Annotated in this window: 16 protein-coding genes; 9 read left to right on the top strand and 7 right to left on the bottom strand. The window is 65.5% G+C overall.

Annotated elements, in window-relative coordinates:
* Positions 1-34: 34 nt before the first annotated feature.
* Complete coding sequence (locus tag IWX64_RS02090) at positions 35-349, top strand: GlsB/YeaQ/YmgE family stress response membrane protein (RefSeq protein WP_334683120.1); 315 nt, start codon at positions 35-37, stop codon at positions 347-349.
* Here the strand turns inward: IWX64_RS02090 and IWX64_RS02085 are convergent.
* From IWX64_RS02085 to IWX64_RS02075, 3 genes are read right to left on the bottom strand one after another with little or no spacing between them, the layout of a single operon-like run.
* A complete protein-coding gene (locus tag IWX64_RS02085; RefSeq protein ID WP_196865465.1) occupies positions 346-1,245 on the bottom strand; it encodes an aminoglycoside phosphotransferase family protein in 900 nt (299 codons plus the stop codon). The genes IWX64_RS02090 and IWX64_RS02085 overlap by 4 nt on opposite strands.
* Before the next feature lie 6 nt (positions 1,246-1,251).
* Positions 1,252-3,342: an aminodeoxychorismate synthase component I gene (pabB, locus tag IWX64_RS02080; protein ID WP_196865464.1), complete on the bottom strand. Its 2,091-nt coding sequence runs from the start codon at positions 3,340-3,342 to the stop codon at positions 1,252-1,254.
* A gap of 25 nt (positions 3,343-3,367) precedes the next feature.
* Complete coding sequence (locus IWX64_RS02075) at positions 3,368-3,985, bottom strand: LysE family transporter (protein WP_196865463.1); 618 nt, start codon at positions 3,983-3,985, stop codon at positions 3,368-3,370.
* A gap of 70 nt (positions 3,986-4,055) precedes the next feature.
* Between IWX64_RS02075 and murJ the strand changes: the two genes are divergently transcribed.
* Positions 4,056-5,594, top strand: a complete 1,539-nt coding sequence (murJ, locus tag IWX64_RS02070; protein WP_312883923.1) for a murein biosynthesis integral membrane protein MurJ — start codon at positions 4,056-4,058, stop codon at positions 5,592-5,594.
* Between the two features lie 11 nt (positions 5,595-5,605).
* On the opposite strand, the gene IWX64_RS02065 is transcribed toward murJ, so the two are convergent.
* From IWX64_RS02065 to IWX64_RS02055, 3 genes are all read right to left on the bottom strand, one after another.
* Positions 5,606-6,787: a hypothetical protein gene (locus tag IWX64_RS02065; RefSeq protein WP_196865462.1), complete on the bottom strand. Its 1,182-nt coding sequence runs from the start codon at positions 6,785-6,787 to the stop codon at positions 5,606-5,608.
* A gap of 168 nt (positions 6,788-6,955) precedes the next feature.
* Positions 6,956-8,557, bottom strand: a complete 1,602-nt coding sequence (locus tag IWX64_RS02060; protein WP_196865461.1) for a phytoene desaturase family protein — start codon at positions 8,555-8,557, stop codon at positions 6,956-6,958.
* 22 nt (positions 8,558-8,579) lie between these two features.
* On the bottom strand, positions 8,580-9,053 hold the full coding sequence (locus IWX64_RS02055; RefSeq protein WP_196865460.1) for a MarR family winged helix-turn-helix transcriptional regulator: 474 nt from the start codon (positions 9,051-9,053) through the stop codon (positions 8,580-8,582).
* A gap of 120 nt (positions 9,054-9,173) precedes the next feature.
* Here IWX64_RS02055 and IWX64_RS02050 point away from each other — a divergent pair, with 120 nt between their 5' ends.
* The 3 genes from IWX64_RS02050 to IWX64_RS02040 all read left to right on the top strand — a co-directional run bounded on the left by IWX64_RS02050 (position 9,174) and on the right by IWX64_RS02040 (position 13,315).
* Positions 9,174-11,378 carry an MMPL family transporter gene (locus IWX64_RS02050; protein ID WP_196865459.1) on the top strand — a complete coding sequence of 735 codons (2,205 nt, stop codon included), beginning with the start codon at positions 9,174-9,176 and terminating at the stop codon, positions 11,376-11,378.
* 186 nt (positions 11,379-11,564) lie between these two features.
* Positions 11,565-12,089, top strand: a complete 525-nt coding sequence (locus IWX64_RS02045; protein ID WP_196865458.1) for a hypothetical protein — start codon at positions 11,565-11,567, stop codon at positions 12,087-12,089.
* A gap of 83 nt (positions 12,090-12,172) precedes the next feature.
* Entirely contained in the window at positions 12,173-13,315 is a 1,143-nt protein-coding gene (locus IWX64_RS02040; protein ID WP_442859021.1) for an aminotransferase class I/II-fold pyridoxal phosphate-dependent enzyme, read from the top strand.
* Positions 13,316-13,461: 146 nt separating this feature from the next.
* On the opposite strand, the gene IWX64_RS02035 is transcribed toward IWX64_RS02040, so the two are convergent.
* Positions 13,462-14,808, bottom strand: coding sequence for an HNH endonuclease signature motif containing protein (locus IWX64_RS02035; protein WP_334683119.1), 1,347 nt, complete (start codon positions 14,806-14,808; stop codon positions 13,462-13,464).
* A gap of 1,001 nt (positions 14,809-15,809) precedes the next feature.
* Between IWX64_RS02035 and dnaK the strand changes: the two genes are divergently transcribed.
* The 4 genes from dnaK to IWX64_RS02015 all read left to right on the top strand — a co-directional run bounded on the left by dnaK (position 15,810) and on the right by IWX64_RS02015 (position 20,044).
* Positions 15,810-17,708: a molecular chaperone DnaK gene (gene dnaK / locus IWX64_RS02030; protein ID WP_196865456.1), complete on the top strand. Its 1,899-nt coding sequence runs from the start codon at positions 15,810-15,812 to the stop codon at positions 17,706-17,708.
* Positions 17,709-17,710: 2 nt separating this feature from the next.
* Positions 17,711-18,424 (top strand): nucleotide exchange factor GrpE, encoded by a 714-nt coding sequence (locus tag IWX64_RS02025; RefSeq protein WP_196865455.1) that lies wholly within the window; start codon positions 17,711-17,713, stop codon positions 18,422-18,424.
* A gap of 155 nt (positions 18,425-18,579) precedes the next feature.
* Entirely contained in the window at positions 18,580-19,602 is a 1,023-nt protein-coding gene (locus IWX64_RS02020; protein WP_196865454.1) for a DnaJ C-terminal domain-containing protein, read from the top strand.
* Positions 19,603-19,630: 28 nt separating this feature from the next.
* On the top strand, positions 19,631-20,044 hold the full coding sequence (locus tag IWX64_RS02015) for a heat shock protein transcriptional repressor HspR (protein WP_196865453.1): 414 nt from the start codon (positions 19,631-19,633) through the stop codon (positions 20,042-20,044).
* Positions 20,045-20,054: the final 10 nt, after the last annotated feature.

The following is a 20,054-nucleotide window of genomic DNA, read 5'->3' as shown; positions in this document are numbered from 1 at the left end:
GCTCCCGATAGAATTTCATCAGTAGTGTTACCAAATGGCACTCTTTCCCGCCGGAACGGGAAAGCCCCCCACAGAACGGATTGTTATCGTGATCGGATTCATCGTCGCTGGACTCATCATCGGCGCATTGGCACGGCTCATCAAGCCAGGCAAGCAGAACCTCAGCCTCCTCGCGACCCTGTTGCTGGGACTTGCCGGCTCGGTGATCGGTGGAGTGATCGCCAGCCTCCTGGGCACCGGGCAGATCTTTGAGCTGAATGTGTTTGGCTTCATCGTTGCGGTCATCGCCTCCGTGCTGCTGATCGGTGTGGCCGAGGGCATGAGTGGACGCCGGAAGGTCCGCCGCTAAGGCTGTCCCTGATGGTCCTTCAGTACTTCGCTGATCACCCGGCGGGTGGCTGACTCCCCGTCGGAGCCCGTGCCGATGCATTCGACCAGGGTGATGAGGGCCTTCCACAGGGCCCATCCCCGGGCCCGTGCCCAGGTCCCGTCATCGAGGCGCACCCGGTCGCGGAACACTTCCCGGCCGGATTGATCCAGGAGGGTCCAGGCGATTGTCAGATCGCAGGCCGGATCGCCGACCGCGCAGCAGCCGAAGTCGATCACCGCGGCCAACCGGCCGTCGCTGTCCACCAGGAGGTTCCCGGCCGCCACGTCGCCGTGCACCCAGACCGGGTGCCCGGTCCACGGCGCACCCAGGGCGGCTTCCCAGACCACCATTGCGGCATCCCCGGGCAGCACCTCCCCCAGGTCGGCGATCGCAGCACGGGTCTCCGCGTCGTAGGTGGCCAACGGTCCGCCGCGGTGGAAATTGTGTTCACCCGGCAGGGGAGCACCGTTCGTCTCGATCCGGTGCAACGCCCGAAGGAAGTCTCCCAGCGCAGCGGCGCAGTCGGCCAGATCCACCGGGCCGGTGTCGCTCGCAGCGGTGCCGTCGATCCACCGGTAGACCGACCAGGGCCACGGGTAGTCGTCGTCGGGTGCGCCCTGCGCCACGGGTTGGGGAATCGGTAACGGCAGCTCAGCGGCAAGCATCGGGAGCCAGCGGTGCTCCTTCATCACCTGGGGGGCGTAGCCTGCGGCGCTCGGCATCCGGACCAGGAACTCGTCACCGAGCCTGAACGTCCGGTTGTCATTTCCGCCCGGCAGCACCTCGGACACCGCCAGCCCGGCCCAGTGGGGAAACTGGCTGGCGACCAACCGGGTGACCAGCTCCACCGACAGTTCGGGTGCGTGAGGTGCCATGAGCCGTCAGCTGTCCGGGAAGTCGGAGCCGAGACCGGACAACACCCCGAAGGCCTTGGTGCGGACTTCCTCCCACTCGTCGGCGGGATCGGAATCAGCGGTGATTGCTCCGCCGACGCCCAGACTCAGCCGGGTGCCGCCGTCGTCGTCCTCCAGCACCAGGGTGCGGATCACGACGGCGAGGTCCGCCGCCCCGTTCAGGGAGAAGTAGCCGACGGCGCCCGAATACACTCCGCGCGGTGCGCCTTCCAGCTGGTCGAGAATCGCCATGGTGCTGATCTTGGGCGCCCCCGTCATCGATCCGGCAGGGAACGCTACCGCCACGGCCTCCGCGCGGGACACCCCCGGACGCAACTGGGCATCAATGGTGCTCACCATTTGATGAACGGTGGCGTACGTTTCGATCTCGCACAGCCGGCTCACGTTCACACTGCCCGGCATCGCAGCGTGGGACAGGTCATTGCGCAGCAGATCAACGATCATGACGTTCTCGGCGCGGTCCTTCAGGGACGTCCGCAGGTCCTCCCGGAGGGCGAGGTCGGTCGAGGGATCCGGTGAACGACGGCGGGTCCCCTTGATCGGCTCGGCACGCAGTGCACCGTTGGCGCCGAGGCGGAGGAACCGTTCCGGCGAGGTGCTGGCGACCGCGAAACCGGGAAACTGCAGAAAGTGGGCAAAGGGTGCCGGGCTGGCCGTCCGCAGGGACAGATAGGTGGCCAACGCGTCCACCGGTGCCGCGGTGCGGGCGCGCAACGCGGTGGTCAGGCACACCTCGTAGGTGTTGCCCTCCCGGATCTCAGCCTGCGCGCGCCGGACCTTGTCCAGGTAGCCGGCCCGGGTGTCCCGGGCGGTGAAGACCGGTGCGGGGTGACCAACCGGGGCAGTCTCATCTTGGCTGGCAGCCTCATCTTGGTTGTTAGCCGGGGCTGCCAGCGGTGTGGAGGCCTCCTCGACCGCTCGGCGTGCCGCAGCGGCCCAGCCCCGGGCTTCCTCATCGCGGCCGGGACCGGCCAGGGTGAGCAGGTAGGTGACCTCCTGCTCATGGTCGATGACGACCGCGCGTCCGGCGAAGAGGAGCGCCGCATCAGGGAGGGAGCCAGCCGGCGCCGAGCTGCCGCCGGTCTCGCGTTTGAGCTCGTAGCCCAGGTAGCCCAGCCAGCCGAGGGTGAAACCGCACTGGTAGTCGGCGGGGGTCGGCACGGAGCGTCGGCCCCAGGTCCCATCCAGCCAGCGGAAGAACGGGCCGGGAATGCGGGCGGTGACCGGGCCCGAGACAACCTCGGTGGAGCCCGCGGTGTGCCGGGCCAGCTGACCGAACTGCCCGCCGTTGTCGGCCAGGATACTGAACCGGCTCCGCCCGCCGCCGCCCGGCGTCGAGTCGGAACTGTCCAGCCAGAGAGCGCACGCCGAGCCGCCGTAGAGCGCCGCGAAGAGGGCGCCACCATCCGGTCGCGCAGGCAGGCGCTCCACCTCCAGCGTTACCGCGCGACGCTGTGCCCGCTCCACGGCGAGCAGCGACCCGCACTGGGGCAAACCCGTGAGGGCCAGCCGGACCCGCTGGGGTGCAGCAAGATCCTGGTGGCCATCCACCACCAGGTCGGCGGTCCGTTGCGGCTGGTCACGGTCGAGCCAGGCCTGCTCCTGCCGCGCCCAGCGCTCCCAAAAGGGGGCGAACGTGTCACCGTCGCGCTTCAGTGCGCTGGTGCGCCTGACCCCTTCGTTGGCGTGAACCCAGATACTGACGTCCAGGAATTCCAGGGCCGCCCGGCAGGCCGCACCCACCCCTTCAACGATGACGACGTCGGCCGGCTCGGTGCTGTGCTCCGGGCCGTCGTCGTCGGTGGTCCAGTCCCAGGCCCGCCACCGTGCGGTACGACCAGCGGCGAGTGGGGTGAGCACACCCGCAACGTACCGGTCCATGCCGGCTTCCAGGCCGTCCCAGCCTGGGTAGATGTCCTCGAGATGGAACAGGCTCACGGTGTGATGCTCGCGGAGCAGGGCGGCCAGTTCGACGGCGAGAGTGGTCTTGCCGGCACCCGACCGACCGTCGACGGCGATGATCAACGGTACGACGGCGGTCCCGGCTTTGGGTGCCATGGGCGGCGGATCCTTCGAGGTGGCGTCAGGCGACGGCGAGCAGGATGCCCACGGCTACAAACAGTAGGCCAAAGACGCGGTTAAGAACGATCTGGCCCCGTGGATTCTGGGTGAACCGCCTGAAGGATTTGGCGGCGGCAGCATAGAAGAACCACATGACGAGCACGTCGATGGCCACCACGGTTCCCGCCAGGACACCGTACTGGCCCAGCAACGGTTCGCTGGGCCTGATGAACTGGGGAATGAACGCGAGGAAGAACACGATGGCCTTCGGGTTCAGCAGGTTCACCCACAGGCCGCGCCGAAACAGCGAGAAGGCACCCTCGGCCTGGCGAACGGCAGCCTCTTCCTCAAGGTCGGGGGTCTGGAGCAGTTTCCGGATCCCCAGGTAGACCAGATACGCGGCGCCACCGAACCGGATGACGTTGAATGCCACCGGTGAACTCGCGACCAGCAGCCCCACGCCCGCCGCCACCACCGCGATGTGCACCAGGAGGGCCACCTGCTGCCCCAGAATTCCCCACATTGAACGGCGGAACCCCACCGTGAGCGAGTTGCTCATGGTGTTGACTGCCCCCGCACCGGGGCTGAAGCTGATGAGGGCCTGCGCTCCCAGCAGAGCCAGCCAGACGGAAAAAGTCACCAGATTATTCTACGGCGGTGTGGTGCCGTCCGGTGCGGGCGATCCCGGCCACGAAATGTATCGTCATAGGGTGACTAGGCCAGGTATTCGCAGGGCAGCCCTGCTGGTGACCGGTCTGACCGCTGTGTCCACCCTGTTCGGCTTCGTGCGCGACGTCGTCATCGCTGCGGTTTTCGGGGCTGGCGCCGCACTTGACGCCTACCTGGTGGCCCAGGGACTGATGAACATTGTCCTGGGCCTGATCGCCTACGCGATGGCCCGGGCGGCAATTCCCGTCACCTCCCGTGAGGCTGCCGAGGAGGTCGATGGCTGCCGGGGGCACCCGGGCTTCGACACCGCGATCACCGTCACCATGATTGTGCTCGGTGTGGGTGGCGTGGTGATGAGCATCTTCGCAGGACCGGTCACCGCGGTCATCGCCCCAGGGTTCGACGGCGCCCAGGCGGAGCTCGCCGAATCGCTCACCCGGATCGTGCTGATCGCCACCGTGCTGATCGCTGGCACCGACCTGCTGGCGGCACTGTCACAATCTCACGGACGGGTGGCCTGGTCGGCCCTGCAGGGTGTGCCGTTCAACATCATCATGATCGGTGCGGCTGGCCTGTTCGGGCCTACCTACGGGATTGCCGCACTCGCCGTCGGATTCGTGGTCGGCTCGGGAGCACGCCTGCTGCTGCAGCTGCCACCGCTGTTTTCCCTGGGCACCCGGGTGCGCCCCCGGCTGAACCTGCGCGACCCCGGGTTCCGCGAAATGGCACGGCTGATGCCGCCCATGCTGGTGGGCAGCGCCATCGGCAACATCAACACGCTCGTGGACCGCGCCGTCGGATCCACCCTGGAGGAGGGCGCCATCACTGCCCTGTCCTACGGCTGGCGGCTCGTCAATCTTCCCGAAACCCTGATCATCGCCTCCCTGCTGGTTCCGCTCTACCCGGCGCTGAGCGCCTCCTCGAAGAACATCGTCGAAATACGCCGGTTGGTGGGACGGGGGCTGGCGGTGGCAGTCAGCGTCCTCACACCCCTGTGCGTGGTGATGATTATCGCCGCCCAGCCACTGGCGGAGGTGGCCTTCGGCCGCGGCGCCTTCACGGGTGATGACATCACCGCGACGGCGACCGCCCTGGCCTGGTACGCGCCGGCACTGCTGGCGCTGGGCTGCCGGCAGGTGGTGGTCAGCACCTCCTACGCGATTGGAGATGCGCGGGCCCCGGTAGTGGTGGCGGTGATTGCGATGGTCATCAACGTGGTCGGTGACATCCTGCTTGCCCCGCTGATGGGGATTGCGGGCATCGCGCTGGCGACCACCGCATCGTTGGTATTCGCCGCCCTCGCGAACAGCTGGCTCCTGCGACGTCGCCACCAGGGTCTTGATCTGGGGGCTGCGGTGGCCTTGCTGGCGCGGGCACTGCTCCTCGCCGCCGTGGCCGGCGCGGCTGGAGTGGGAGCGCTGGCACTGATCGACGGCCAGCCCGCGATCATTACCGGTGGGGTAGCAGCACTCGTAGTGTGCGGCGTCTACCTGTTGGGTCTGATTGTGCTGCGCGCGCCCGAACGGCTCCTCGCGCTCGACATGGTCAAGTCAGTGGTGCGGAAGGGCCGGCGGGGCTAACTGGCGACGGCTCAGGTGGTTGCGGCGGCTGGTTTCGGTTTGCGGTCCACCCGACGAAGCCGCGCCGAGGCGAGGTGCAGGGTGGGCCCGGGGTCGCGAAGGTCCCACACACTGTGGACGCCCTGGCTGGCCCACCGCAACGTGTCCACGACGTCAGGGATCCGGCCGCCGCGGCGTTCGACGCCGGCCCGCCGCAGGTCCCCAGCGGTCCAGGCATAGCGCTTGCCCACCGCCGCGTCGGGCAGGCTGTCGACTTTCTCTCCCAGGACCAGCCGTCCCCACAGGTCGGTCAGGCCCGGCCGGGCAGCGTTGGTGAGGGCCATGGATCCGAAGAACCGGCCATTGAGGTCGATGAGGTGATGGGTGCCGTCGTCGTCAATCAGGAACTGCAACTCCACCAGCCCCCACCAGCCGAGGTCGCGGAGCAGGGACTCCGCACGGGCGGCCAGGTCCTCGTCCACGGGGACCGTCTCTGCCCGGGTGGATACGCCGTTGGGGGTGGGCCAGAGGCGGGAGGTCACCTGCTGCACCCGCCCATCGAGGTGGCCGTCATGGAAAACGCCGATCAGCGCGCCCAGATGACCCTTGACGGGTTGCTGGAGGATTGGTTCGGCCCCGGATTTCCGGATCCGCTCGATCTGCGGTCCGGCGGAAACGGTGTCGGGAAAGAGCTTCGCTTCGATCCGGTGCGGACGGGTCTGGCCGTGTGCCCAATGGGTCAGGCACTTGACCACCACCGGCCCCTCCCAGTCCACAATGGCCTGGGCTGACGCCGGAACGGTTCGCGGTGCTGCAAGACCGGTGCGGTTCGCCCGGTCGGACAACCCCACCTTGTTCAGCGCGGCATTCACGACGTCAGCCGACGGGTGGGCCACCCGGGTCGGAATATCGTCACGGTAGGTAGCGAGCGCTGCCATCCAGTCGTCGCCGCCGCCAAATACGACGTCGTAGGATCCTGCAGCCACCGCGCGGCGTACACCTTCGATGAACCCTGCACCGTCCCGCCGCGGCCGGGGCACCACGTGCCGGGCCGAGACGGCGCCCGATGCGCCCAGCATGCCGCCGCCGTCGGGAGTCCCAACACCCACCAGCCAGCCGGACTGGCGCAGTGACCGGACTGCAGCGAGCGCACCCCTGTCCCGGCTGGTGCTGATGACCAGGGCTCGGCGCCCCTCGTGGGTTTTGTCTTTCAAGCTAGCCTCAAGAATTGTGAGCGCCGGCACCGATGCTCCACACCGGTGCGGTCGCTCGTGTAGATCAGAATCTTTGGTTGACTTCCACTGTACTGTCGTGACCGCCGCGGCCCCGTTTACCTGACCCGCCCGGCGTTTTCCCGTCAGGCTCCCGTCTGCCGGTGGTTCCTACTGCTCCTCAAGGACGGCCATGGCCGCGCTGTGGCCGCCCAGCCCGCTGACCCCGCCGCCGCGCTGCGACCCTGCCCCGCACAGCAGCACGCGCGGGTGGTCGGTCGCAACACCCCACCGTTCGGCCGGGGTGTCCAGCGGGGCATCGTCCTCGGCGAACGGCCAGGACAGGGGGCCGTGGAAGATGTTGCCCCCGGTGAGCCCCAGGGCCTGCTCCAGGTCAAGGGTGGTCTTCGTCTCAATGCAGGGCCGGCCGTCGCCGTCGAGCAGGACGCAGTCCTCGATCGGTTCTGCCAGCACGCTGTTCAGTGACGCCAACACGGCGGCCTGCAGCTCGGCCCGCACTGTGGCGTGGTCGGCTCCCACCGTCAGCCGGTGCGGAGTCTGCAGTGAAAAGACGGTCAGGGTCTGCGCGCCCGACGCGCGGAGCGAGTCCGACAGGATCGATGGATCCGCCAGCGTGTGGCAGTAGATTTCGATCGGGAGCGGGGACGGGATCCGGCCCTGCTCGGCCTCCGAGTAGGCGGTATCAAGCTGTGAGTACAGCTCGTTGATGTGGAAGGTGCCCCCGAATGCCTGCTCGGGTTGCACCGCCGGGTCCTTGAGCCGCGGCAGCCGGGAAAGCAGGAGATTGACTTTCACCTGCGCACCCTCAGCCGCGGGGGCAGTGGCAGCGAACCCTTCTGCTCCCGGGCCGCCCATCAGCCGGCCCAGCACAGCGGGTGTGACGTTGGCCAGCACATGCCCACCGGTGACGTTCTGCACCGGTCCCTGCCCACCGGACTCCCGGTAATGGACGACGCCGTTCGGCGCGACGGCGGTCACCTCGGCCTGGGTGCGTATCACCACCCCCGCGGCCAGCGCCGCGCGTTCCAGCGCGCCGCTGACGGCACCCATCCCGCCGACGGGAACATCCCAGTCGCCGGTGCCACCGCCGACCACGTGATAGAGGAAGCACTTGTTCTGCTGCAGGTCCTCATCGTGGGCGCGGGCAAAGGTGCTGATCAATCCGTCCGTGAGGAGCACCCCGCGGACCAGATCGGTGTCCACGGTCCGCTCGATCACCTGGCCGAGGGGCTGATCGATGAAGTCGTTCCAGATCCCGTCGTCGCCCACCAACTTCCTGGCCTCGGAGCGCCGGAGCAGCGGCCCGGTGACGGTGGGCCAGAGCTTCTCTGCCAGGACCGCGGTGCGGGCGTAGAAGGTGTTGAATTTGTCCGCGTCCTCACCTGCACCCACCCGGCGGAAGCTGTCCCGGGTGGCCTGGTGGTCCTCGTTGTCGATCAGTAGCCCCGTCTCGCTCCCGGGCAGCGGGGTGTAGGAGGAATAGCGTCGGCGCACGAGCGTTAGGTCCAGGCCCAGATCGTCGATGATCTGTTGCGGGAACAGGCTGACCAGATAGGAATAGCGGGAAATCCTTGCGCCGGTGCCGGGGAAAGGTTCCGCCGAGACGGCAGCTCCGCCCACCTGGTCCTGGCGCTCCAGCACCACCACCGACCGCCCCGATTTCGCCAGATAGGAGGCGGCAACCAAGCCGTTGTGTCCGCCACCCACCACTACTACATCGAAGTTCTCATGTCCGCCTGATGTGTGCTCCATTCACTGAGCGTAGCAACTGCGCCTACTCGGCCGGCGGACGGACGACGTCGTCCCGTGCGGCGATGGTTGCTGCGGTGATCTGGCGCATCATGTCGGCCAGGAGACGCTGCTCCTCTTCGGAGAAGTTCTTCAGCGCGCCGCGGATATGCCGCCCCAACGGGGCAAAGAGTTGTCCACCCGTGAGCATCGCCTTCTCGGTCATTTCGAGATGGACCTGGCGCCGGTCGACATCGCTGCGCGAGCGTTTGACGTGGCCGGCATTATCGAGGCGGTCCACCAGGGCCGTGGTCGCGGGGGAGCTGAGGTGCAGTTCGGAGCGCAGCATCCCGGGGGTGACGGTCATCCCCGCGCGTGCAGCGCCCATCATGACCCCGAGCGCGTTGAGGTCGGTCCGGTAAAGCGAGTCGCGCGCGCTGACAGCATCCACGTAGCGGTCTGTTTCCACGGTGAACTGCTGGAGCAACGCCATCAGCTCGGGCTGGGAATTCTCTGCCATCGTTACTTTCACCTCGTCGGTCCAACAGTTGCAGCAAAGTCAACTCTAGTCCGTCTACCCAATTATCTCCATGATGGATATAGTCTCCTTTAGAGATAAGTACTTTGAGAGGCGTTCATCATGCACAGCAAGTGGTTACGGGTCCTGCTCCCCGCCGTCGTCGTCCTGATCTGGTTGTTAGGAGCGGCGTTTGGTGGCCCGACGTTCGGCAAGCTGGAGGAGGTCTCCAGTAATGACCAGGCCTCCTTCCTGCCGGCCAGCGCCGAGTCCACGGAGGCAGCGGAATTGCAGGGGCAGTTCACCGATTCGGATGCATTGCCAGCGGTGATCGTGGTGGAGTCCGAAACCGAGATCCCGCCGACTGAGCTGGGAGCCTACGAAGAGTTGGCGACGTCTCTTGCCGCGGTCGAGGGTCTGGAACCACCCGAGGAGGGTGCTCCGGCAGTCATCGGCCCGGTACCGTCCGAGGACTCGTTCGCCATCCAGTACATCGCCTTCGTGGCCGACGACGCCGAGCTCGGGGAAGTTGTCGAGGAACTGCGTGCTGTACTGACCGCCGAAATCCCTGAGGGCACCACCGGCTATGTCACCGGACCAGCGGGTTTCGCCACCGATCTGGTGAGCGCTTTTGCTGGCATCGATGGACTGCTCCTCGGGGTTGCGCTCGCCGCCGTCTTTGTCATCCTGCTGGCCGTCTACCGGTCGGTGATCCTGCCGTTCCTGGTGCTCCTCACCTCGGTGTTCGCGCTCGCCACCTCGATCCTGCTTGTCTACGCACTGGCAAGCTGGGGGTGGATCCAGCTGAGCGGCCAAAGCCAGGGCATCCTGTCGATTCTGGTCATCGGAGCGGCTACCGACTACGCGCTGCTGCTCGTTGCAAGGTACCGGGAGGGGCTGAGCGAGTTCGAGTCCAAGTGGGATGCGATGCGGGTGGCCTACCGCGGTTCATTCGAACCCATTCTGGCCTCTGCAGCGACGGTCATCATCGCGCTGTTGTGCCTGCTCTTTTCCGACCTGAACTCCAACCGGAGCCTCGGGCCGATCGCGGCGATCGGCATCCTGTTCTCCCTCGCCGCTGCACTGACCCTGTTGCCCGCGTTTCTGCTGCTCTTTGGCCGCGCAGCCTTCTGGCCCCTGCGCCCCAAGGCCGGCACGCACCACGTTCAACCCGAAGGAGTCGAGGTCACTGGCCTGGAAGGTCTCCGCGGGATCTGGAAGAGGATCGCCACCCTTGTCTCCCGCCGGGCGCGCACCGTCTGGATTGCCTCATTCCTGGTGCTGGCCGCTGGCTCGCTGGGACTGTTCCAGCTGCAGGCGAACGGTGTGCCACAGTCAGCCCTGATCCTGACGGAATCCAATGCCGTGGACGGCCAGGATGCGCTGGCACGCCACTTCGACGCCGGCTCCGGCAGCCCGGTCTCGGTCATTGCCCCAGAGCAGGACCAGGATGCAGCCCTGGAAGTGGTGCAGAACCAGGCAGGCATTACCGACGCGGCACTCACTGTTGAATCACCCGAACCCGGGAGCAACGTCGTCGTTCGCGACGGCAACGTCCTGATCACTGGAACCCTTGAGGCACAGGCGGACTCCGAGCAGGCCGAGGACGTGGTGCGCGAACTACGGACCGCGCTCGACGACGCCAGCCCGGAAGCGCTGGTGGGTGGGGTGACCGCCATTGCCATCGACACCAATGACACTGCGCAGGCGGACCTGGTGAAGATCATTCCTATTGTGCTGGTGGTAATTCTGCTGATCCTCATGCTGCTGCTGCGCTCGGTGGTCGCTCCGGTGCTGCTGATCTTCAGCGTGGTGCTCTCCTATGCGACGGCGCTGGGCGTCTCGGCACTGGTCTTCAACAACCTGCTCGGGTTCGAGGGTGCTGATGCATCCGTTCCGCTGTTCGGTTTCGTTTTCCTCGTGGCGCTGGGAGTGGACTACAATATCTTCCTGATGACGCGGGTGCGGGAGGAGTCCCTGCGGATCGGCACCCGACCGGGGATCCTGCGGGGTCTGGGCGTGACCGGTGGCGTGATCACCTCGGCGGGCGTGGTCCTGGCGGCGACGTTCGCGGCCCTCGGCGTCATCCCGATCCTGTTCCTGGCCCAGATCGCGTTCATCGTGGCCTTCGGTGTCCTGCTCGACACGCTGATTGTCCGGTCGCTGCTGGTGCCTGCACTTGCGTACGACATTGGGCACCGCATCTGGTGGCCGTCGCGCCTCGGCCGGACAGCCGGACCGGGGCACCGGGCGGGTTCGTCGGGCACTGGGCTCGCGTCCAAGCCCAAGGAGCGTCAGCGCCGGGCCGAACCGGCTCACCGCGGGTAACCCCTTGCCTTCCGCCGAGCGGTGAGAGCTGGCGGGCCGAAACGCCCCGGGCACGCTCTCTCACCGCTCGGCTGGCGGGTTCCGCGCGGTCTGGGCAGGCCTTTACAGAGGCGCGGTTGAGGGCCATTGTGGCAGCACAGCCTCCACTGATTCAGCGCGCTGCAATCCGCCAGCCGAGGAGCCATCATGAATGATCTGGAGAACCGAAGCGAAACTGACGAAACCACCCCGACCGCGTCGGAGCAAAACCGCGCGCTGAAGGCCAGATATCGGGCCCTGTGGGCCCTGGGTGATTACCCTGCGCTGGCCGCCGACATCATTCCTACTCTTGGCGCCGTGCTCGTCGAAGCCGCCCGGGTGCAACCCGGCGACAGGGTGTTAGATGTTGCCGCCGGAACCGGCAACGCAGCCATCCCCGCGGTGCTCGCGGGTGCCAGCGTGGTCGCCAAGAAGCTGGTGGGGGAGCGCGTCACCACCATTGAGGAGCCGAAGGCCACCCTACGGGTGGACCATTTCAGCAGTGCCGAAGGGTTCCGTGACTACTTCAAGACGAGGTATGGCCCCTATATCGCCGTGTACCGCAATATAGGGGACGACGTCGCACGCGTCTCGTCTCTGGATCAGGCGCTCGTGGAAGTAGCCCGAAAGTATGCGCAAAGCAACAGAGACATTGAATGGGACTACCCGATCCTGACAGCCACGGTCCAATGAACACGTCGGTGGCGCGCACGCCGGGATCACGGTCGCCTGTCTCAGATCGAGCCGCCGCCATCGAGGGGGTCCTGCCCTACCGGCTGCTGAATAAGTTCTTCACGTCGTCGCCGTGGGCCAAGCGGAAAAATGAACCGGATATTTGCGATCTGACCTTCGGCAACCCGCACGAAATGCCGCAGGACGCCTACGTTGAGGCGCTCCAGGAGGCCACATTCCCGCGCGACGACCAGTGGTTTGCCTACAAACAGAACACCCCCGAAGCGCAGGAAGCCGCGGCGTCGTCCCTTGAGCGCCTCCTGGGGGTGCCCTTCCGGCCCGAGGATATCCACCTCACCACCGGCGGGTTCGCTGCGATTGCCCTAGCTCTGAAGGCTGTGGCAGATCCTGGCGACGAGGTGATCTACAGTCTCCCGCCGTGGTTCTGTTACGAGCCGATCGTGGTTGAGGCGGGCCTGGTGCCCGTGAAGGTCACGGTCAATCTAGAGACCTTTGACCTCGATCTTGACCAGATTGCGGCTGCCATTACCGTTCGCACCCGGGCAGTCATCGTCAATACGCCGAATAACCCGACCGGTCGGATCTATCCCGCCGCTGTCCTGCAGGGTCTTGCAGCGGTGCTGGAGGAGGCTTCGGCTCGTATCGGGCGCCGCGTCTATGTGATCTCGGACGAACCGTACAACCGCATTGTGTTCGACGGTGCCCGCTTCCACAGTCCGGTCGAGTTCTATCCCCATACTCTCCTGGCGTACTCCTATGGGAAGACCCACCTGTCGCCCGGGGAGCGGATTGGATACCTTGCGTTGCCGCCAACTTTGCCGGAGCGGGACGGGCTGGTTGGTGCGCTTGCAGCGCTTCAGCTGGCGATGGGGTGGATCTACCCCAACGCGGTGCTGCAGCATGCCCTGCCGAGGCTTGAACGGTTCTCCATCGATGTGGCTTCGCTTCAACGCAAACGGGATCGGATGGTCGACGCGTTGCGGGAGATGGGCTACAGGGTCAGTCGTCCGGAAGGAACGTTCTATCTCTTTGTGGGATCTCCCGACCCGGACGATGAGGCGTTCGTCGCTTCCCTGGCCGACCGGGGTGTCCTGGTTATGCCCGGCGCGTTGTTCGAGACCCCTGGTTTCTTCAGGATCTCCCTGACAGCCAATGAGGAGATGCTCGAACGAAGCCTGCCGGTATTCGCCGCCGCCATCGACCGGTCACCCAGCACCGCTGACTAGATGTATTCAGCCAGCCAGCTAGCAAGTCGGTCAGGCGGCCAGGCAGCTGGCAAGTCGGTCAGGCGGCCAGGCAACGGGCTGCCTCCCGGTGGTTCATTGATGGGTTGACCGATCTGCAGCGCTGGTTGAAGCCGCGGTGACCTCTATCAGAAGGGTGGCGGGTCGTCTTGCGGGGCCGGTGGTGGGTCTGGTCGGGTGAGGTAGGTTTCGCCCATGGGTGAGATGGCGATGATCATTCCGGGTTCGGGTTGTCGGTAATGCCAGTAGCCGTCGGATTTGAGTTTGTGGTGGCGTTTACACAGTGCTGCCAGGTTGCCGTAGCTGGTTTTCCCGCCTTGTGACCAGGGCGTTGTGTGGTCGAGTTCGCAGAACACCGCCAACCGGTTACACCCCGGGTGCCGGCAGGTCCGGTCCCGCACTCTGACTGCGTCCTGGAGGTCTTTGGGGACCCGGTAGGTGGTGGCGTCGGCGCCGAGTCTGGCACCGGTGAAGGGGTGGGTGAGGATCCTCGTGAAAGATGGTGCGTGACCGGCGAGCTTCCTGGCAGTGTCGGGGTCGATCGGCCCGTACCCTTCGAGTTCACCCGGGGTATCCCCGCCGAGGAGGGTCATCACGGGGACGGTGACGAATACCTTCGCCTGCACACCCCAGTAAGCACCTGCACCACCACGGCCGACCTGCCCACCCAGCCCAGCTAGGCGATCAAGCCCTTCGCTCATCACGTGCGTCCCATCCGGGCTATCGGGGCCATCCGGTTCGCTGGCACCGTCGCCGTTGAAGTCATCGGTGGCGGGTTGTCCGGTGGTGGGTTCCACGGTACTCATGTGCCCGGTGGCGCCGGCGCTGGTCAGGACATCGGTGAGGACGTCGGCGCGTAACTGGGTGAGGGTCCGGGGTTCGTCGGGGCCTTGTAGTGCGCGGGCGGCGGTGTCGACGCGGTGGAAGATCCCGGCAGCCTGGTCGAGGGGTAGGTAGGCTTCGAGCCAGGCCATCCCGTCGTAGGAAGGGGTCAAGTACACCCCGCGTTCCTTCACGGCTCTCTTGTGTCTGGTGGTGATCGTTTCGGGGTGGAGTTTTTCCCGGAGCCGGTTTGCTTGCTGCCGAAACTTCACCACGGTGGTCAGGGACGCCACCTCGATCAGCCGGGCCTCGAACTCGGCTGTCGCTGTGGGGTCGGTGTCGGGGATGCTGGTGGCTTCCTCCACGACGGCCCAGGCGTGCCGCCGGCTGAGTTTCCCGGCCTCCAACGCTTCCAGGGTGGCCGGGTAGTACCGGGTGAGCAGGGTGCTGTGTTCGACCAGGAACCCGGCCGTCCGGTCCGGCAAATGCAACGCCGCACTGATCTCAGCGGCGGTGAGGGTTGCTTCGTAACCCCAACCTCGGGGGTCGTGGCGGGTTTGTTCGGTTTGTAGGTCAAGGACCCGGGTAACGATCTTGGTTTCCTGGGCGTCGAGCCAGGACCGTGCTTCGTCGATGTCTTTCAACGTGTCCAACGCCTGACAGGCGTCCAAACCACCCACCGCCGCCAGTTGAAGCTGCCCAGTCAGTGCGGGAGGCTCGCTACTGGAACGGACCCGTTCATCCGGGTCATCTCCAAGGTGAAAGGAACCCCACGATTCAGAGAACAACCACGCCGAATCAGACTCTGTAGATTCAGACTCTGTTGAATCTGACTCCGTTGATTCTGGCCCTGTTGAATCGGACTCGGCAGTCTCCCCTTGGTTCGGATCAGCCTCAGCCGGGTCCGTGTCGGTCGTGGGCACCGGCGCCTCGATGACCGGGGCCGTCCACACCGACTCGACACCCAACGGACCAGCCGGCCCATACCCCGAGGAAGACCCGGTGGAAGACCCAGTGGAAGACCCAGTGGAAGACCCAGTGGACGTCTCCCCGGACGTATCCCCGGACGTCTCCCCGGACGTCTCCCCGGACGTCTCCCCAGCTGTCTCCGTGGAAGTATCCGGAGTCCCGCTATCGGAAGCAGAATCCGCGCCAGAATCGGGGGACGATCCCGGTCCGGGAGAAGAAGCTTCACTGCTTTCCATACCTCAATTCCATCACCCGGCACTGACAAAATAAGGGGCGATCGAGGGGCTCTCAGGAAACTTTCTTCTACTAATTTTCGGCGTCGAGCATTGTGCCCGCGGGGCCCCCAAGAACCGTGCCCGCAGGGCCCTCAGAGACACGAGACAGACCGGACCGTCCGATCCCTCCGAGATACAAGGTCATCCTCCACCGCACCCACGGGCGCATTCGCCAGGGGCCGAGGTAAGTCGTTCTCTCATGGCTGAACGCCCGGGATCCCAATGAATCCGCGGACAACTCCGACGTTATACAGGAACTTGAGTCCACTCGACTCAAGTTAAATTTGACTCTCCACCCACCGAGAGTACAGTTGAGTGAAGAACGCTCAAGGTCCCGCTTTCAGACGAATAATCGTCAAACAAAGGGTCGAGTGATTCCCCTCATTACGGGCTGTTGAAAGGAAATACGCATGTCACGTGCAGTAGGTATTGACCTCGGAACCACCAACTCAGTGGTTTCCGTACTCGAAGGTGGCGAGCCCACCGTTATCGCCAACGCTGAAGGCGCACGGACTACGCCCTCGATCGTTGCATTCTCCAAGGGTGGCGAAGTACTGGTTGGCGAAATCGCCAAGCGTCAGGCCGTCAACAACATTGATCGCACCATTGCCTCCGTCAAGCGCCACATGGGCACCGACTGGAACGTCAAGGTAGATGACAAGAACTACACCCCACAGGAAATCTCCGCGCGCATCCTTCAGAAGCTGAAGACCGACGCCGAGAGCTACCTGGGCGAAAAGGTGACTGACGCCGTCGTCACCGTTCCCGCCTACTTCAACGACGCCGAGCGTCAGGCGACCAAGGAAGCCGGTGAGATCGCCGGGCTGAACGTCCTGCGTATCGTCAACGAGCCAACCGCTGCAGCACTCGCTTACGGCCTGGACAAGGGTAAGGAAGACGAGCTCATCCTCGTCTTCGACCTTGGCGGCGGCACGTTCGACGTCTCCCTGCTTGAGGTTGGCAAGGACGACGACGACTTCTCCACCATCCAGGTGCGCTCCACCTCCGGTGACAACCGCCTCGGTGGCGACGACTGGGATCAGCGCGTCGTTGATTACCTGCTGTCGCAGGCCAAGGCCAAGGGTGTCGATCTGTCTAAGGACAAGATTGCCCTGCAGCGTCTAAAGGAAGCAGCCGAGCAGGCCAAGAAGGAACTCTCCTCGGCCAGCTCCACCAACATCTCCCTGCAGTACCTCTCCGTCACCCCCGACGGCCCGGTCCACCTGGACGAGCACCTCTCCCGTGCCAAGTTCCAGGACCTCACCAAGGACCTGCTGGACCGCACCAAGAAGCCGTTCAACGACGTCATTGGCGAAGCCGGCATCAAGGTTGCTGACATCGACCACATCGTGCTCGTGGGTGGTTCCACCCGCATGCCAGCCGTCGTCGAACTGGTCAAGGAACTGGCCGGCGGCAAGGAGCCCAACAAGGGCGTCAACCCTGATGAGGTAGTCGCCGTCGGCGCCGCCCTCCAGGCTGGCGTACTGAAGGGCGAGCGCAAGGACGTGCTGCTCATCGACGTCACCCCTCTGTCCCTCGGGATCGAGACCAAGGGCGGCATGATGACCAAGCTGATCGAGCGCAACACGGCCATCCCCACCAAGCGCAGCGAAACCTTCACCACCGCTGACGACAACCAGCCATCGGTGGCCATCCAGGTCTTCCAGGGCGAACGCGAGTTCACCCGGGACAACAAGCCACTGGGTACCTTCGAGCTGACCGGTATTGCGCCGGCTCCCCGCGGCGTGCCGCAGGTCGAGGTCACTTTCGACCTCGACGCCAACGGCATCGTCCACGTGTCCGCCAAGGACAAGGGCACTGGCGCCGAGCAGTCGATGACCATCACCGGCGGCACCGCGCTGTCGAAGGAAGACATCGACCGCATGGTCCGCGAAGCCGAGGAGCACGCAGCCGAGGACAAGGAACGCCGCGAGGCAGCCGATACCCGCAACGGCGCCGAGCAGCTGGCCTACTCGGTCGACAAGCTGATCGCCGACAACGCTGACAAGCTGCCCGAGGACGTCAAGACCGAGGTCCAGACCGACGTCGACGACCTCAAGAAGGCGCTGGAAGCCAACCCCGAGGAAGCCGGATCGGTTGACGCGGTCAAGGCAGCATTTGAGAAGCTGCAGGCTTCCCAGACCAAGCTCGGCGAGGCAATCTACGCAGCGGCACAGCAGGACGCCGCCGCACCGGGAGCCGACGCCCCTCAGGAGGGGACGACGCCGGGCGCCGACTCATCCTCGAACGACGAGGACATCGTTGACGCCGAGGTAGTCGACGAAGACGACACCACCGAAAAGAAGTAGCCATGCCGCACCACGGAAACGAAGAAGAGCACCAGTCCGAACCGGTTAGCTTCCGCGACAAGCGGAAAATCGATCCAGAGACAGGCAAGGTCCGTGGGCAGCAGCAGGACGACGACGGCTCACAGGCTGGTCCCAGCGACCAGCCTGTTACCCCGGACTCTGTTCAGGATCCAGTCCAGGAAGCCGACGCCGACGCCGGAGAGCAGGCTGCCGACGGCAGCGACGCCCTGTCCCAGGCCGAAGCAATCCTGAACGGGATCGACGGCGAAGGGTTCACCGAACCCGCCGCCGAATCGGCCTCCAGCCTGGAGACCGAGCTGCGCACCGACCTGCAACGCCTTTCGGCCGAGTACGTCAACTACCGGAAACGTGTTGAACGTGACCGCGACGTGGCCCGGGACATGGCGGTCATCGGAGTGCTGAACTCGTTGATGCCCGTCCTGGACGACATCGACGCTGCCCGTCAACACGGTGACCTGGCCGACGGACCCTTCGCTGCGATCTCCACCAAACTGGAAAACGCATTGAAGACCTACGGCCTGACCCGGATCGACGAGACCGGAGTGGAGTTCGACCCGAACATCCACGAGGCTCTCATCCAGCAGCCCAGTGCAGACGTGCAGTTCGACAGTGTCAGCCAGATCCTGCGGTCGGGTTACAAGAAGGGCGACCGCGTGCTGCGCGCAGCGCAGGTTATCGTCGCAGTACCTGAGTAGTTGCTTGGCAAGCCGGAGCAGTGCCCGACCGGCGGCAACGAAATTTCATCGCTCGCAGAGCTCGCTTGAAATATTAAAGCCGCCGGGTCGGACACTGCTCCGGCTCCGTAACTACTCACCTATGCTTTGAATTCATATACGAAAGGGGACGCCAATTGGCTAGTCAGGATTGGGTCGACAAGGATTTCTACAAGATTCTGGGTGTCCCCAAAGATGCATCCGCGGCCGACATCAAGAAGTCGTACCGGAAGCTGGCCCGCAAGCACCACCCGGACCAGAACCAGGCAACCGGCGGATCCGACAAGATGTTCAAGGACATCTCCGAGGCCTATTCGGTGCTGTCGGACCCCGAGGATCGCCAGCAGTATGACGCCATCAAGGCCATGGGCGGCGGCGCACGGTTCACCGCCGGCGGTCCCGGCGGTGGTGCGGGCGGAGCAGGTTTCGAGGACATCTTCGGCAACCTCTTCGGCCAGGGCGCAAGCCGTCCCGGCGCCGGCCGCCAACGCGGCGGTGGCGCACCCAACTACGGCAACCTGCCACCCGAGTTCGCCGATCTTTTCGGTCAGGGCGGGGGAGGCGGTGGCTTCGGCCAGGGCAGCGGATTCCCCGGCGGCTACCAGCCCACCCCACGCAAGGGTGCCGACCGCACCGCGACCACCAGCATTTCCTTCGCCGGCTCCATCAACGGCACCACCATCGGGCTGCGTGAGCCGTCCGGTGAGGTGATCGACGTCCGCGTGCCAGCGGGTATCAAGGACGGTCAGAAGGTCCGCGTCCGAGGCAAAGGGCAGCCAGGTGCGGCAGGCAACGGTGACCTGATGGTCAGCGTCAGCGTCAAACCCCACCCGTTCTTCCAGCGCGACGGCGACAACATCCGGGTGCACGTTCCAGTGTCCTTCCCCGAGGCTGCCCGTGGCGCACAGATCGACGTGCCCACGCTCACCGGTGACATGGTCAAGGTCAAGGTTCCCGGCGGGACGCCATCCGGTCGCACCCTGCGCGTGAAGGGACGAGGGGTCTCCACCGCCAAGGCGACGGGTGATCTGCTGGTGACCATCGACGTCGTCGTCCCCCAGAAGCTGAACAAAGATGCCGAGGCGGCCGTCGAAGCGTTTGCCGCCGCAACGGCCGACGCCAATCCACGGGCGGGTCTTGCCGCGAAGGCCAAACTCTAAAGCCCAAACTGCCTGAAAGGAGGTCACGATGGCAATTGATGCAACCCTGCCCATCTATGTGATCTCCGTGGCCGCCGAGCTGGCGGACATGCACCCCCAGACGCTCCGGCAGTACGACCGGCTGGGGCTCGTCACCCCCAGCCGAGCCCCGGGCCGCGCCCGGCGCTACTCGCAGCGGGATGTCACCACGCTCCGTGAGGTGCAGCGGCTCTCCCAGGAGGGCGTCTCCCTGGAAGGGATCCGCCGCATCCTGCAGCTTGAGAACCAGGTGGCTGCGCTCCAGTATCGGGTACAGGAGCTGACCGACGAGCTGGCCGCCCGTCGTCGCCAGCCCGACGCCAGCAGGGTCTTCGCTGCCGGCCTCGCCGGCGACGTCGTCACCCTCTCGCGGGGGCAGCGCCCCCGCCCCCGCAGTCAGGCCATGGTCGTGTGGAGACCGTGACCGCGGCCCG

The organism is Arthrobacter sp. CAN_A212 (genome assembly GCF_015752345.1).
Taxonomy (GTDB): Bacteria; Actinomycetota; Actinomycetes; order Actinomycetales; family Micrococcaceae; genus Arthrobacter_D.
The sequence above is the reverse complement of the archived record's forward strand: the minus strand, read 5'-3'. Positions and strand labels throughout refer to the sequence as shown.